This window comes from Microlunatus endophyticus (genome assembly GCF_014646195.1).
Taxonomy (GTDB): domain Bacteria; phylum Actinomycetota; class Actinomycetes; order Propionibacteriales; family Propionibacteriaceae; genus Microlunatus; species Microlunatus endophyticus.
On record NZ_BMMZ01000017.1, the window covers coordinates 36,447 to 49,794 of the forward strand.

Here is a 13,348-nt window from a genome sequence, read left to right on the forward strand (position 1 = left end):
GCCCATGACCAAGGTGCTGGTGCTCAACGGACCGAATCTGGGCCGGCTCGGTAAACGTGAGCCGGACACGTACGGCCACACGACTCACGCCGACCTGGTGGAGCGCCTGGTGAAGGTCGGGGCCGAGCTCGGGCTCGACATCGAGGTCCGGCAGACCGACGCGGAGGCGGAGATGATCGGCTGGCTGCACCAGGCCGCCGACGAGCAGCTCCCGGTGGTCCTCAACCCGGCCGGTTGGAGCCATTACTCGATCGCGGTCGCCGACGCCGTCGCGCAGCGGACCGCGGACCTGATCGAGGTGCACATCTCCAACATCCACACCCGCGAGGAGTTCCGGCACCACTCGGTGATCTCCGCCTACGCGACCGGGGTGATCGCCGGGCTCGGGATCGAAGGTTACGAACTGGCGCTGCGGCGGCTGGCGGCGTGATCGAGATCGGGCCAGTCCGGGACGTACGCCAGCTGGTGTGAGATCCGGCGCACCCGCCCCGGCCGGTCGTAGACGGTGGTGTCGACCCGCAGATACGGCCCGCGAAGGCCTTCGTCGACGGTGACGACGATCCGTCGGATGGTCGCGGCCGGCACCACCTCGACCACCGCCTCGTCGGGCGGCATGATCACCCGTCGCAGCAGGGTCCTTCGGCCGACCGGTGTGCCCAGCCAGGCGGCGGCTCGTGAGGAGGACCGGATCCGTACGGTGATCACCACCGGTCGCGTACCCGGATTCTCCACCTGTACGGCGATCCGACCGGCAGGAGGCCGGAGTTGATCGTCGTCGATCGTGACCTTCAGGTCGTCGAGTTCATCGCCGTCGCGCAGTCCGAGCCAGGTCAGCACGACCAGTCCGATCAGCGCCAGGGCGAACAGCAGTACGCCGATCGCGACGACGGAACCGTGGGCGGCCGGCATCACGCCACGTCCAGGTGGGTGCGGACCGCACGGACCGCGGCGTCGGCACGATCCGGCCGGGACTCCGCGATCCGTCCGTAAGCTGTCAGGTGGGTCTCCCCGCAGGGGCACTCCCATCGCATGACGATCATGCCGGGCTCGAGGTTGAACAGATTGCGCACGGACTCGTCGCCGATCAGCAGCCGGCCGCGCGCCGGGCACACACCGAGGAACATGCCTCGATGGTGCGGCGGAGCGAAGCCGGTCGGAAGAGCCAATCGTCTCGGATTGGTTCGTATCAGCTAGACGGCAAGCACGGGTACGGGAGCGGTCACGCGGGCGGGGGCAGCGTAGCTCGACCAGGCCACAGCCAGACGTTGTACCGCCTCACTGAGCAGTGCGTTGTCCAGCGCGTAGTGGATGCGGATCCGGTCCGTGCTCTGCCGGGACGGATCCAGGCCGTCGCCGGGCAGGATCGCGACTCCCTGTCGCAGCGCCGCCTGGGTGAAGGACGCGCCGTCGCCGCGGGGCAGCCGGATCCACAAGGTCTGGCCGCCGAGGGCGGGCACGGTGGTCCACTCCGGTATGGCCTCGGCCAGCTCGGCGCGCAGATGATCATGGCCGACCTGGAGGGCCCGGGACCGGCGGCGCGCCAACTCGTCCAGGATCGGAACCAGTTGTGCGGCGGCCATCTGGACGGGGAGGTTGCCGCCGAGATCGTGGATCGCCCGGATCCGTGCGGCGCGGTTGATGATCGCCTGGGGCGCCCGGATCCACCCCACCCGGAGCCCTGCCCAGACCGACTTGGACAGCGAGCCCACTGAGATCACCGTGCCGCGCCGATCGGTGGCGATCGGCGGTGGCGCCGGTTCGTCGGCGAAGGTCAGGCCGGCCAGCACCTCGTCCTCGATGATCGGGATTCCCGCCTCTGCGGCGATCCCGGCCAGCCGATTGCGGCGCAGCGCGGGCAGTGTGGTCCCGGTGGGGTTGTGGTTGGTGGGGATCACATAGGCCAACGCCGGCCGACGGTCACGGACCGCGTGTCCGAGGCCCTCGAGCCCGAGTCCGAGGGGAAGTGTGACGGCGCCGGCCTCGCGGATCGCCTCGAGTGCACCGGTATAGGTCGGTGCCTCGACCGCGACCTGGTCTCCGGGTCGCAGCAGGCTGGTCGCCAGCAGTGACAGCGCCTGCTGGCTGCCGTTGGTGATCATGATCTGGTCCGGCTGGGTCGACATGCCGCGTTCGCAGTAGCGGCGGGCCAACGCGGCGCGCAGCCGCGGGTATCCGATCGGGTGGTAACCGACGTCGGTGAGCAGCGCCAGTTCGTCGATCGCTGATCGGTACGCCTCGATCACCTCCACCGGCGGTCGGTCCGGGGCGGCCGACGCCATGCTGATCACGCGATCATCGGGCTCCAGTCGGGCCAGGAACATCGGATCGGTCGTCGGCTCGACGCCGGTCGGTATCGGTTCGGTGCTGCCGGCCACCCTCGTGCCGCTGCCCTGGCGGCGTACGACCCGGCCGTCCATCCGCAGTTGCTCGTAGGCGTTGACGACGGTTCCGCGACCGACGGCCAGGGTCCTGGCCAACAGCCGCTCCGGCGGCATCCGGGTGCCAGGCTCGAGATCGCCGTCGTCGATCATTTGCCGCAAGCGGCCGGCGAGCAGGAGATACAGCGGCCCGCGGCCCGACGACCAGCGCCCGAGCAGCTCCACGACCCGACGCGCGTCCATGTGGCCAAGCGTAGCCAGATTGGATCGGTACGCGATCCATTTTCGGGGCCCGATCGGTGTCGGCAACTCCGCCGCTAGTCGCCCCCGCCGGACAGCCGACCACGTGGCAGCACAGCCTGGTCCGCGGCGGCAGTGCCGGCCTGCCAGCCGCGCAGGTCGACCGTCCGACTGCCGCCGCGACTGACGTGCGGGAACAGTTCGTCGACAGCCTCGTCCACGGCGGCCCTGCGCTCGGCCAGCACCGGCACGAGCTCGGTGCCGTACTCGGCCGCCACCCGGTCCGAGGCCTCGGACAGCCGTTCGCCGATGCGGGTCGCGTACGCCGAGAGGAACGATCGGCGGAAGGTGGGGGAACGGTTCACGCTGCCGGAGCGGGTGCCGTGCGCGGCCTCGGTCATCGCCCGGGTGGCCTGGACGAGCAGTGAGGTGACCAGCAGTTCGACCTGCTCGAGATCCACCTCCATGCCGATCACGGTGCTCGCGCCGGCTGCCTCGTCCCAGATCGCCCGGACCTGGTTGGCCCCGGCGACCTCCTGCACCAGCAGTGCCTTCGTCATGGCGTACGGGTTGTCGAGGTGCAGGCGGCGGGCGGAGACGTCGTAGCGCCGGCCGGGTCCTCCGGCGTTCACCAGGGCCTCGTCGATCGAGTGCCGGGCGGTCAGCTCCTGCGCCTTGGCGGTCAGCGCCTCGGCCTCGGCGCTGAAGGTGGTGGATTCGGCCTTCGCCAGCAACGCGCGAACCCGGTCGAGAAGGTCGCTGTCGCGATGGGGCCGCGGTGTCCGCACCTGTGCACCGAGCGTGGATCGGGGCGTCCGGCTCCATTGGGAGGGTGGCGGCCCGACGGGCGCCAGCGGATGCATCTGCCGCAGTCGAAGCATCAGGTGCAACACCCGGGGCCAGGCCCGGATGGGATCCGCATCGATGCCGAAGAGCCAGTCCGCGCGGCCGGTCGGACGGGGCCGCCGGATGGGGTGACCGTCAAGCTGCTGCTGCCACTCGGGTGGGAGTCGTTGATCAAGTCCGGAGCGCCGCAACTGCTCCCGTGCCGCGGCCGCACCGAGGTCGTCCACCTTCGGGTTCTTGCGGCTGAGATAGTGCAGCAGGTCCGCCGGTTGCCAGCCTCGCTCCCAACGATTCCCGATCATCGTGATGATCTCTTCGCCGATCACGAATTCCGGGTCGAGCCAGTCCTCGGTCGCTGCGGCGCTGGTCTCGTACAGGTCGGTGAGTTCGCGCTCGATCAGATCGGCCGGCCGACCCGACGCCGCCATCCTGACGCCGTGATCGATCATCTGCCGGATCCGCAGCGCGATGACGCGCCGGATGTCCTCCGTGCTGCCCCTTCCGCGCTGACCCTCGCGCGCAGATCGTCTCGCGCTGACCCTTCCGCATCGACCCCTCGGCTCCGGGCAACGACCATAATCGCGGTCGGCGACAATCCGGCGGCGCTGTCCACAGGCCCGCGACGGCGGGCTCCGTACACTGGCTGCGTGGAACTGAGGCAGCTCGAGCATTTCGTCGCGGTCGCCTCCGAGCAGCACTTCACCCGTGCTGCCGAGGCGATGCAGATCTCCCAGTCGGGACTATCGGCATCGGTGCGTGCGCTGGAGCACGAACTCGGCACGCCGTTGTTCACCCGTAGCACCCGCCGGGTGGTGCTGACCCAGGCCGGCGAGGCGCTCCTGGACGAGGCGCGGCGGACGCTGGCGAGCGCGGCGGCTGCGCGGCGCGCGGTGGAGTCCGTACGCGGTGTGCTGGGCGGGACGCTCAGTGTCGGCACCGAGCAGTGCCTGGGGGTCGTTGATCTCGGCCGTGAGCTGGCCAGGTTCCGGACCGAACACTCCGGTGTGGAGATCCGGCTCGGCTTCGACGGCTCGGCCGATCTGGTGGAGCGGATCGCCAACGGTCAGATGGATCTGGCCATGGTGGCCGAGACCGGCGCGTTGCCCACCGGGGTGCGTACGGTCCCGGTATCGACCGAGTCGTTCGTGATCCTCTGCAATCCCGAGCACCGGTTCGCCGATCTCAAGGGAGTCACCCTGGACGAGATCGCCGAGGAGCCGCAGGTCGGCTTCCTGCCCGGCTGGGCGGCACGGTCCATCGCCGAACGGGCCTTCACCGCGGCCGGGCTGCGGACCCGGGTGACCATGGAGGTCAATGACGTCCACACCCTGCTCGATCTGGTCGGGCACGGGCTCGGTGTCGCCGTCGTGCCGGAGCATTTCAAGCACAAGCGCCCGCAGACACTGTGCTCGGTCCCGGTCAAGGAACCGGACCTGGACTGGAATGTCGCGATCGCGATCCCCGAACAACAAGGACCGGCCGGGCTCGCGTTGATGAAGCAGATCCTCGCCTCGCTCTGAACCAAGAAATCCCGGCCCGGCCCCGCGACGCAGTTGTGAGCCCGGTATGTGTCGTGGGGCCGGGGCCGGGATGGCCGGACCGGATTGCTCCGGTTCATGATCATCGCGACCGGCGGCGGTTAAGGGAGTGCCGTGGTCGCGGTGATCACATTCGGGGGATCACCAGGCGTAGTCCTCTGGTGCCGTCTTGTAACCCGGGAAGATCTCGTCCAAACGATCCAGGACGCCCTGTTCGAGCCTCAGCTCGACCGCGCGAACGGCGCTGTCGAACTGGTCCGCGGTCCGCGGGCCGATGATCGGGGCGGTGATGCCCGGACGGTGCAGCAGCCAGGCCAGACCAAGATCACCGGGCTCCACGCCCAGCTCGTCGGCGAGGTTCTCGTAATCGGTCAGAGCGTCGCGATTGGCCTCCAGCGCTTCCTTCGCGCGACCCTCGTAGCGCCGTACGCCTTCCCGCTCCTTCTTCACCACGCCGCCGAGCAGACCACCGAGCAGTGGCGACCAGGGGATGATGCCCAGGCCGTAGTGCTGCGCTGCCGGGATGACCTCGCGCTCGATGTCACGGGTCATCAGGTTGTAGAAGGACTGCTCGCTGACCAGACCGAGGAAATTCCGCTGCGCGGCAGCCGCCTGGGCCTGCGCGATGTGCCAGCCGGAGAAGTTGGACGAGCCGACGTAGATGATCTTGCCCTGCTGGGTGGCCACCTCCATGGCCTGCCAGATCTCCTCCCACGGAGTGTCGCGATCGACGTGGTGGAACTGGATCAGGTCGATGTGGTCGGTCTGCAGCCGCTTCAGGCTCTCGTCGATGGCGCGGCGGATGTTGACCGCGGAGAGCTTGCCGGCGTTGGGCCAGCTGTCATCGGCGCCCTCGAACGGCATCGCGCCGTAGAGCTTGGTGGCCAAGACCGTACGCTCCCGGCGTCCGCCGCCCTGGGCGAACCAGTTGCCGATGATCTCCTCGGTGCGGCCGGGGTAGATCTGTCGGCCGTAGCCATTGGCGGTGTCGAAGAAGTTGATGCCCGCATCGTGTGCGGCGTCCATGATCTTGTGTGAGTCGGCCTCTTCGGTCTGCGGGCCGAAATTCATCGTGCCCAGGCAGATCCGGGATACGGACAGGCCGGTGCGCCCGAGGTGCGTGTACTCCATATCGACCAGCCTCACCGACGGCCCTCAATTAGTCAAACAGTGAAAAGTGGTGGGATTGAGAAGCAGCGGTGATGGATCCGCTGCAGGCTCCGGGATCGGTTGACTGGCGCCACGATCGGTGAAGGATCGTCGATGATTGCCGCCTCGGCCAACCGACCCGATAGATTGGCCGACATGGAATTTCGCGTCAAAGATCTGGGCCTGGCCGCTTACGGCCGCAAGGAGATCACCCTTGCCGAACAGGAGATGCCCGGCCTGATGGCCATGCGCGCCCAGTACGGCGCGAGCAAACCGCTGACCGGTGCGCGGATCGCCGGGTCGATCCACATGACTGTGCAGACGGCGGTGCTGATCGAGACCCTGGTCGACCTGGGTGCCGACGTCCGTTGGGCCAGCTGCAACATCTTCTCCACCCAGGACGAGGCTGCGGCCGCCGTCGTGGTGGGCAAGGACGGCACCCCGGACGACCCCAAGGGCGTCCCGGTCTTCGCCTGGAAGGGCGAGACGCTGGAGGAGTACTGGGAGTGCACCAACGAGATCTTCAACTGGGGCGACGAACTGCCCAACATGATCCTCGACGATGGTGGTGATGCCACCCTGCTGGTGCACAAGGGTGCGGAGTACGAGAAGACCGGCGAGGTCCCGCAGGCCGGCGCCGACGATCCCGAAGAACTGCACGTCATCCTCGCGCAGCTGAAGAAGTCGATCGGCTCCGGCTCCTCCCGCTGGGTCGAGGTCGCGGGCGCCGTCAAGGGTGTCACCGAAGAGACCACCACCGGTGTCCACCGGCTCTACGAGATGGCCCGCGAAGGGTCGCTACTGTTCCCGGCGATCAGCGTCAACGACTCCGTCACCAAGTCCAAATTCGACAACAAGTACGGCTGCCGGCACTCCCTGATCGACGGCATCAACCGCGCCACCGACGTCCTGATCGGCGGCAAGGTCGCGGTCGTCGCCGGCTACGGCGACGTCGGCAAGGGATGTGCGGAATCGCTGCGTGGCCAGGGCGCCCGGGTGATCATCACCGAGATCGATCCGATCTGCGCCCTGCAGGCCGCGATGGACGGCTACCAGGTCACCACCCTGGAGGAGACGCTCCCGTACGGCGACATCTTCGTCACCTCGACCGGCTGCAGGGACGTGATCACGGCCGACCAGATGAGCCGCATGAAACATCAGGCGATCGTCGGAAACATCGGCCACTTCGACAACGAGATCGACATGGCCGGTCTGGCCCGGATCCCCGGGATCGTCAAGGACGAGATCAAGCCGCAGGTCCACGAGTGGACCTTCGAGGCCGGCACCGACAACGCGCACTCGATCATCATTCTGAGTGAGGGCCGGCTGTTGAATCTCGGCAACGCCACCGGGCATCCCAGCTTCGTGATGAGCAACTCCTTCACCAACCAGGTGCTGGCGCAGATCGAGCTCTTCACCAAGCCGGACGAGTACCCGGTCAACGTCTACACGCTGCCGAAGAAGCTCGACGAGTTGGTGGCTCGGTTGCATCTGGACTCGCTCGGCGTCAAGCTGACCGAGCTGACCTCGGTGCAGGCGTCCTACCTCGGCGTCGATCCGGCGGGCCCGTACAAATCTGATTTGTACCGCTACTGATCTGATTCGTGTTCGAGCTGCCGGGTGATCTTGCCGCGGCTGTCGCCCGGTTGTCGGACGGGCAGTCCCGGCAAGATCAACTCGGTGCGACGACCCGGCAGCTGATCGAGCGCTACCAGGCCGACACACCGGCGGTGCCTGGCCGGCCGATCATGGCTGGTGATCGGGAGGCTCTGGCGTACGCGGTCTATAGGATGCCGGCGACGTACGCGGCCATCCGGACCGTGCTCGAGCAGGTACCTGACACGTGTATCCCTGCGTCCGTACGGCATCTGGACATCGCCGGCGGCACCGGCGCCGCGGTTTGGGCAGTCGCCGATCGCTGGCCCCAGGTGGCGGACCACAGGGTGATCGAGCAGTCGGTTGCGGCGATCGATCTTGGCCGGCGACTGCAGAAGTCGGCCTCCGGGCCGGTGGGGCGGACCAGCTGGGAACAGCGGGTGATCAACTCCCGGATCGAATTGGGAGAAGCGGACCTGATCACCGTCGGCTACCTGCTGAGCGAGATCGACGCCGGGCTTCGTACGGCATTGCTCGACGCGGCACTCGCCAGCGCCCGGCGCCTGCTGGTCATCGTCGAACCGGGGACCAAGACCGGCTATCGCCGGATCCTGGACGCACGGGATCAGATCATCGCCGCCGACTGGCAGATCGTCGCACCGTGCCCGCATCAGGCCGACTGCCCGCTGGCCGGTCAGGAGCGGGACTGGTGTCATTTCTCGGCACGGCTCAACCGGAGCAGCATCCATCGCCGGGCCAAGAGTGCGGAGCTGGGCTTCGAGGACGAGAAGTTCAGCTACCTGGTCGCAGCACCGACACCGGTGCGGCGGCCTCAGGGGCGGGTGCTGCGACATCCGTCGTTTCCCAAGGGCCGCGTCGAATTCAGCTGCTGTCAGGCGTCGGGCGCAGCGGAGCGCGTCACGATCGCCAAACGCGACGCGGACCGCTACCGGGCCGCCCGCAAGATCGAGTGGGGTGACCCGTGGCCCGCACCGGCACCGGGCGTGGAATAGTGATCGTGTGCTGACCTCCAACGGTTATGTGCTCGACGAAGCGCCGCACAGGCTGGGCGCGCTGCGGCCGGTCCCGGACGGGGAGCGTCGCTCCCGCGAGGCGCTGTGGAACCGGCTGGACTGCGACGGTTATCTGTTGCTGCGCAATTTCCTGGACCCAGCTGTCGTCGGGGAGTTCCGGCGCTACTACTTCGCACGACTGGCCGAGGCCGGGCTGCGGGAGGACGGCAGCGGCGAAGTTGATCAAGCCCGGCTGCGGCACATCCTGTTCCGGGAGATCGTGCCGGGACCCGAGTACGACGCGTTCTGCCGGCAGCCGGTGATCGTCGACTTCTTCTCGTGGCTGCTCGGCGACGACGTCCACCTGCACCGCCGCAAGATCATCCGTCACACCCGACCGGGGGATTCGGGTATCGGGCAGGCCACGCAGGCACACTACGACCTGCTCTACCTGCGGGAGGGCACCGACGAAGTGCTCACCCTCTGGATCCCGCTGGGTGACTGCCCGGTGCCGCGCGGTGGGCTGATCTATCTGGAGGGCAGCCACCACTGGGTGCAGGCCGAGGAAGCTGCCGGCGTCCGGAAACGGCCTGCGGCCTCGATCACCGCCGACCTGCCGGGTCTCGCTGATGATCATGATGGTCGATGGCTGATGACCGACTACGCCGCGGGCGACGTGATGGTGCATACCGCGCAGATGGTGCACGCGGCACTCGACAACGTCGATCCTGCGCACATCATGCGGCTGTCCACCGACATCCGCTACCAGCGCGTCTCGGATGCCGTCGACGGACGGTGGCAGCACGACTGGCACGACCGCGACGGTCTCTAGGAGCGCGGGCTACTTCTGTCCACGGGGCACATCGAAGTCGGTCAGCCGGGCGGACTGTTTGGACAGATCGGCCCAGTTCCCGTCGTAGTCCAGCGAGGCCAGACCGCTGGTCGGGAATTTCTCGTCCATCCGTTTCCAGAGATTCTTGTGCCCCTTGCGCGGCGCCAGGCGGTCGACCAACTCGGGGACCGCCGGCGAATGTCCGATCAGCAGCACTGTCCGGACGTCGTCCGGTGTCTTGCGTAGCACTTTGACCAACTCGTGGGCGACTGCCTCGTAGAGATGATCGTCGTACTGCACGGTCCCGGCTGATGCGCCCGCGGCGACTGCCCGCTCCCAGGTCTCGCGCGCACGGACCGCAGTGGAGCACCAGACGAGATCGGGGTTGACATGGCGCTCCGCCAGCAACTGGCCCAGGGCGGCGCTGTCCCGTCGTCCCCGGCCGGACAGCGGACGCTCATGGTCGGGCACGTCGAGTCCCCAGGCCGATTTGGCGTGCCGGAGAAGGAAGATCCTGCGGCTGGTGCTCATGACCCAACCCTAGGGAAACTCGTCAAGGCCAAAGTGGCCGGAAGGTTACGAGACGGCGGTGAGATCCTGCCTACCAGCTCTCGACCCGCACCTGCCACAAGAGCACCTTGGTACGGCCCACCTACCCGAGCTTCGCCGTTTGGCAGACTCCATCGGGTGATATCTGCAGAGGTGCTCCGGATCGGTGTCGAAGAGGCTCTCATCGATCGGTGGCGTGGCTGGTTCGCCCCGCCGGTGCAGCCGTTCCGCACTGATCTGCTCGGCCCTCAGATGGCAGCGGCAGTTCCGGTGCGTCAGGCAAGACCGACGGCCGAGTGGACTGACACATTCTTCATGTACTCCGGTACCTGGACGTGGCTGAGCGAAGACGAGTTCAGCTCGCTACGACCGAGCCTTCGACGCAGTCTGCTGGCGGTACGACGTCGAACGGTGCGTCCGAAGTTGATGCCGCTCTGGCCGTCGGAGCTGACTCGATCCGGCGATGATCCGATGCTTCGGTGGATCGCATCGGGAGCCGTCCGGCCCAGTCGGCACAAAGAGGTTCCCGGCAGGGTCTGGCAACGGGCGCAGGCGGTACTGCCGGAGGCTGAGCGGCTGGCGGGGACCTTTGCTGCCAGCGGTTCCGGCCCCAACTGCTTCGGCACAGTGCTGGCTGCCACGGGTCTCGATCTCAGCGATGTTCAGGTTGGCCCGGACAAGTTTCAGGCTTGGTTGTGCGAGCACACCGAACGCGTCAGCGGCACCGGCAGCGATGACGAGGCGGGCATCGTTTTCGCCTGGACCGAGCACGGAGACCTGGCTCATGCAACTGTGACCGTTGGCGGCGGTTGGATGTTGACCAAGCCGTCACAATCGTGGTCCAGTCCGCGATTGATCTATGGCGTGCGAGAAGCAGTCAACTCCTGGCGATATCCGGACACCCGTCTGGAGCGGTACCGCATCGTTCGGTAGTCGAAGGCACTGATCTTGGTGGCGGGCCCCAGCTACTGGATGTTCTTGCGGAACGTGATCCAGGTCGGTTGGAAGCCAAGTTGCCGGATACTGGCGAACGTGTCGGCGTGCCAGGTCAACGATTCGAGTGCGAGATCGATGATTGCCTCAATGTCATGATCGTGGGGGTCGCACGCAACCTCGCCCAGCTCAGCCGACGCCGTGGTCGACGATCCGCCAGGCGTGATCGGGTCCGACCTGCTGAAGTTCGTAGGTCCAGCCGTTGGTGCCAGGCTGGTAGCCGATGTCGGCTCCTCGAATATGGGTGTAGTCGAGGGCCACGTCGACAGCCCAGTAGCGGCTGTGCTGCCCGTACGTCGTGTCGTGGTGGCTGTCGATGATCTTGAGGTGGCTCATGGTGCCGAGTGCTCGATGACGGTTGGCATTGTGGAATCGGCGTTGGCTGGGATAGAGCGCGTTCATGGTGTCGAAGTCGCGATGGTTGTACGCGGCGACGTAGGCGCGGACGACGTCATCAGGGCTGGCGCTCGGAGCTGGTACGCCGACTGATGCGGTCTGGAGGTTCAGCCGGTATCCGAACGCCCACGCGCCGGACGTGCAGATCATGATCACGGCGATCAGGATGGCGGCAGGAGGAAGCCAGCGTCGTACCGCCGGAGATCGATCAGCGGTATCGACGGGCAGTCGCCGGTCAGCCACGCCGCCGACCTCGGGTGACCGTGAACATGATCGCGGTGAATGCTCCGGCAATCACCACCAGACCTCCGAAAGCAACGAGCACAAGGATCAGCAGCTCTGGTGCGCCCAGATCGAACATGGTTCTCGCCTCCGTACCGGCACATTCCCCGCCGTGTCCAAGAGTGCCATTTCAGAGGCCTGCCGGGGGCGATTCGTCTGTAGTTGATCGGTGCCGGGATCTGGACTGCGCTTGTTCCATCGGACGCAACGGGCAGCCCGCGCATCGATCGAGTTCAATTCGTGGCGAACCTGTGGTTGACGTCACCGGGGAAGGTCGGTCAGGTCGGGGACTTGTCCAGCTCGGTCGTCCGTATCCGCACGGCGGCTATGCCGAGCGACGGCTGCACTGTGATCCATTGTCCGAGGTAGCCGTCGTGGCTGCGCGCTCCGCCATTAGTCGCTACCTGGTCGTACCAGTGTCAGAATCAGGTCGCGCCAGGTTGTGGCTCCCTTGCGAACGCGGCTGGGAATCATGTCAGCCGCCGGTGCGAGACGACCCCGGGCCACCTCTTCGTGCGATTCGCGCAATCCGGTCGGTCGAGGTCTTACTCGAACAGCTGCTCCCACTTTCGCGCGTTTGCCACAGTGTCAGGTAGTCGCTCGATTCGCTCGCGGATCTTCTGCTCCTCGTCCTGTGTGTCGAAGAAGCGGCCCAGAGTGTCGGCGATCTTCGACAAGTGCTGGCCGATCATTCGATCCAGCAGCCCGGGTCTCGCGGTGAGCGGTTGACCGCCGGCGGTCACGTATGCCTGGTGCGAGCGATGTATCAGGTGAGGATCGGGCTCGTCGCGTCCTCTCCTGGCGAAGGAGGCGAAGACGTAGGCCGCTTCGAGCGGAATGCTTTCCGGACCGGTGGTGTCCCAATCGATCAGCATGGGCCGCCCATCGGCCATGAGCACGTTCCACGGCTCGAAGTCGCGATGGCTCAGCGCATAGGGTGGCGATGCGGTGAACGTCGCGACAACCCTTTCTGCTTGGTCCTGCACCAGGTCGAGATGTTCCCGCAGCGCTGGGGCCCAGACCGCGCCGGAGGCCTGACCGTCCTGCAGCCACTTTCGCCACCGATCCGCCGGTACCGGAGGAAACTGGCAATACCACCAGTTCGGGGCGGGTCGATGACTCAGGCGCTGAAGCCCATGGATGAGTGCCAGTGTCGCTCCGATCCACTCGGCGATGTCGTCATCGTCGGAGAGCGGCAGGTGCTCGATGAAGGGAAACGCGCGGAACAGTCCGTGCCCGTCGATTCGAGCGACTGACCCGAACAGCGGCCGTACAGGCTCGATTGGTGGTGGACTGTCGATGCCGACCTGGATCGCCTGCTTTTCGATCTTCATGGCGACGTCGAGTTGATCTTGCCACGGCAGCTCATCGTCGGCCCAGAAACGCTTGATCAGCACGGGTCCGGAGCCGGTCGGGATGCGCCAAGCTTCGACCTGGCCGCGTCGACGTATCAGGCGTGGGGGACCGATCGGATCAGCGAGACCAAATGCCTCGGCCATCGCTGCCACGTCCACGTCAGTCACAAGACCTGCATCG

At 66.8% G+C, this 13,348-nt stretch carries 15 protein-coding genes; 6 read left to right on the plus strand and 9 right to left on the minus strand.

Annotated features, from left to right (window positions below; translation table 11 throughout):
* Positions 1–4: 4 nt before the first annotated feature.
* Positions 5–430 (plus strand): type II 3-dehydroquinate dehydratase, encoded by a 426-nt coding sequence (aroQ, locus tag IEY07_RS22415; RefSeq protein WP_188898100.1) that lies wholly within the window; start codon positions 5–7, stop codon positions 428–430.
* On the opposite strand, the gene IEY07_RS22420 is transcribed toward aroQ, so the two are convergent.
* From IEY07_RS22420 to IEY07_RS22435, 4 genes are all read right to left on the minus strand, one after another.
* Positions 397–909 (minus strand): hypothetical protein, encoded by a 513-nt coding sequence (locus tag IEY07_RS22420; protein WP_188898102.1) that lies wholly within the window; start codon positions 907–909, stop codon positions 397–399. The genes aroQ and IEY07_RS22420 overlap by 34 nt on opposite strands.
* Positions 909–1,124 (minus strand): hypothetical protein, encoded by a 216-nt coding sequence (locus IEY07_RS22425; RefSeq protein WP_188898104.1) that lies wholly within the window; start codon positions 1,122–1,124, stop codon positions 909–911. The genes IEY07_RS22420 and IEY07_RS22425 overlap by 1 nt, the downstream gene beginning before the upstream one ends.
* A 66-nt stretch (positions 1,125–1,190) precedes the next feature.
* Positions 1,191–2,621 carry an aminotransferase-like domain-containing protein gene (locus IEY07_RS22430; RefSeq protein WP_188898106.1) on the minus strand — a complete coding sequence of 477 codons (1,431 nt, stop codon included), beginning with the start codon at positions 2,619–2,621 and terminating at the stop codon, positions 1,191–1,193.
* Positions 2,622–2,695: 74 nt separating this feature from the next.
* A complete protein-coding gene (locus IEY07_RS22435; RefSeq protein ID WP_188898108.1) occupies positions 2,696–3,913 on the minus strand; it encodes a DUF2786 domain-containing protein in 1,218 nt (405 codons plus the stop codon).
* Between the two features lie 198 nt (positions 3,914–4,111).
* Here IEY07_RS22435 and IEY07_RS22440 point away from each other — a divergent pair, with 198 nt between their 5' ends.
* Positions 4,112–4,984, plus strand: coding sequence for a LysR family transcriptional regulator (locus IEY07_RS22440; protein WP_188898110.1), 873 nt, complete (start codon positions 4,112–4,114; stop codon positions 4,982–4,984).
* Positions 4,985–5,143: 159 nt separating this feature from the next.
* On the opposite strand, the gene IEY07_RS22445 is transcribed toward IEY07_RS22440, so the two are convergent.
* Positions 5,144–6,133: an aldo/keto reductase gene (locus IEY07_RS22445; protein WP_188898112.1), complete on the minus strand. Its 990-nt coding sequence runs from the start codon at positions 6,131–6,133 to the stop codon at positions 5,144–5,146.
* Positions 6,134–6,307: 174 nt separating this feature from the next.
* Between IEY07_RS22445 and ahcY the strand changes: the two genes are divergently transcribed.
* The 3 genes from ahcY to IEY07_RS22460 are packed head-to-tail and all read left to right on the plus strand — an operon-like array spanning position 6,308 to position 9,592.
* On the plus strand, positions 6,308–7,747 hold the full coding sequence (gene ahcY / locus IEY07_RS22450) for an adenosylhomocysteinase (RefSeq protein WP_229670542.1): 1,440 nt from the start codon (positions 6,308–6,310) through the stop codon (positions 7,745–7,747).
* 8 nt (positions 7,748–7,755) lie between these two features.
* Positions 7,756–8,760, plus strand: coding sequence for a small ribosomal subunit Rsm22 family protein (locus IEY07_RS22455; protein ID WP_188898116.1), 1,005 nt, complete (start codon positions 7,756–7,758; stop codon positions 8,758–8,760).
* A 7-nt stretch (positions 8,761–8,767) separates the two neighbouring features.
* The gene (locus tag IEY07_RS22460; RefSeq protein ID WP_188898118.1) at positions 8,768–9,592 is read left to right on the plus strand and encodes a phytanoyl-CoA dioxygenase family protein; all 825 of its coding nucleotides are present in this window, start codon (positions 8,768–8,770) and stop codon (positions 9,590–9,592) included.
* Between the two features lie 9 nt (positions 9,593–9,601).
* Here the strand turns inward: IEY07_RS22460 and IEY07_RS22465 are convergent, their stop codons facing one another.
* A complete protein-coding gene (locus tag IEY07_RS22465; RefSeq protein ID WP_188898120.1) occupies positions 9,602–10,123 on the minus strand; it encodes a SixA phosphatase family protein in 522 nt (173 codons plus the stop codon).
* 645 nt (positions 10,124–10,768) lie between these two features.
* Between IEY07_RS22465 and IEY07_RS22470 the strand changes: the two genes are divergently transcribed.
* Positions 10,769–11,074, plus strand: a complete 306-nt coding sequence (locus tag IEY07_RS22470; protein WP_188898122.1) for a hypothetical protein — start codon at positions 10,769–10,771, stop codon at positions 11,072–11,074.
* A gap of 189 nt (positions 11,075–11,263) precedes the next feature.
* Here the strand turns inward: IEY07_RS22470 and IEY07_RS22475 are convergent, their stop codons facing one another.
* From IEY07_RS22475 to IEY07_RS22480, 3 genes are all read right to left on the minus strand, one after another.
* Positions 11,264–11,773 carry a hypothetical protein gene (locus IEY07_RS22475; RefSeq protein WP_188898124.1) on the minus strand — a complete coding sequence of 170 codons (510 nt, stop codon included), beginning with the start codon at positions 11,771–11,773 and terminating at the stop codon, positions 11,264–11,266.
* The gene (locus IEY07_RS24530; protein WP_268239255.1) at positions 11,766–11,891 is read right to left on the minus strand and encodes a hypothetical protein; all 126 of its coding nucleotides are present in this window, start codon (positions 11,889–11,891) and stop codon (positions 11,766–11,768) included. The genes IEY07_RS22475 and IEY07_RS24530 overlap by 8 nt, the downstream gene beginning before the upstream one ends.
* A 466-nt stretch (positions 11,892–12,357) precedes the next feature.
* A complete protein-coding gene (locus tag IEY07_RS22480; RefSeq protein WP_188898126.1) occupies positions 12,358–13,335 on the minus strand; it encodes a phosphotransferase in 978 nt (325 codons plus the stop codon).
* Positions 13,336–13,348 lie beyond the last annotated feature (13 nt).

Excerpts from the sequence above, each read along its gene's own strand:
- aroQ (WP_188898100.1), top strand. The coding sequence starts at position 5 with ATGACCAAGGTGCTGGTGCTCAACGGACCGAATCTGGGCCGGCTCGGT.
- IEY07_RS22420 (WP_188898102.1), bottom strand. The coding sequence starts at position 909 with ATGCCGGCCGCCCACGGTTCCGTCGTCGCGATCGGCGTACTGCTGTTC.
- IEY07_RS22425 (WP_188898104.1), bottom strand. The coding sequence starts at position 1,124 with ATGTTCCTCGGTGTGTGCCCGGCGCGCGGCCGGCTGCTGATCGGCGAC.
- IEY07_RS22430 (WP_188898106.1), bottom strand. The coding sequence starts at position 2,621 with ATGGACGCGCGTCGGGTCGTGGAGCTGCTCGGGCGCTGGTCGTCGGGC.
- IEY07_RS22435 (WP_188898108.1), bottom strand. The coding sequence starts at position 3,913 with ATGATCGATCACGGCGTCAGGATGGCGGCGTCGGGTCGGCCGGCCGAT.
- IEY07_RS22445 (WP_188898112.1), bottom strand. The coding sequence starts at position 6,133 with ATGGAGTACACGCACCTCGGGCGCACCGGCCTGTCCGTATCCCGGATC.
- ahcY (WP_229670542.1), top strand. The coding sequence starts at position 6,308 with ATGGAATTTCGCGTCAAAGATCTGGGCCTGGCCGCTTACGGCCGCAAG.
- IEY07_RS22465 (WP_188898120.1), bottom strand. The coding sequence starts at position 10,123 with ATGAGCACCAGCCGCAGGATCTTCCTTCTCCGGCACGCCAAATCGGCC.
- IEY07_RS24530 (WP_268239255.1), bottom strand. The coding sequence starts at position 11,891 with ATGTTCGATCTGGGCGCACCAGAGCTGCTGATCCTTGTGCTCGTTGCT.